This is a genomic window from Xenorhabdus szentirmaii DSM 16338, from assembly GCF_002632585.1.
GTDB lineage: Bacteria > Pseudomonadota > Gammaproteobacteria > Enterobacterales > Enterobacteriaceae > Xenorhabdus > Xenorhabdus szentirmaii.
Window position 1 is genome coordinate 1 of the sequence record NZ_NIBV01000063.1, and the last position, 305, is coordinate 305.

The window sequence follows — 305 nt, forward strand, 5'->3', positions numbered from 1 at the left end:
ATCACCCCGGCGAAAAATCTCTATCACTGCTTTGGTTGTGATGCGGGCGGCTCGGTGCTGGACTGGGTGATGAAAACCGAGGGGTTGAGCCTGCGCCATGCCGTGGAACGGTTGCGTGCCGTGCTCGGCAACCATCCTTCCGTCGAGCCGCTGGTTGCCCCGGCGGCGCTTATCCGTGATGCCGTCGGCCAACAGGCCCTGCTGTTACGGGTGGTTGAGTTTTATCACCAGACCTTGCTCACTGCGCCAGAAGTGCAGCAATACCTGAAAAAACGCCGCCTTGATCATCCCGAACTGGTCAGCCA

The 305-nt window shown here is 59.7% G+C and carries 1 protein-coding gene; it reads left to right on the forward strand.

Annotation, left to right across the window (positions count from 1 at the left end; translation table 11 throughout):
* Nucleotides 1–305, forward strand: a 305-nt coding sequence (locus Xsze_RS21645; RefSeq protein ID WP_244590098.1) for a CHC2 zinc finger domain-containing protein, incomplete at both ends; no start/stop codon positions are given.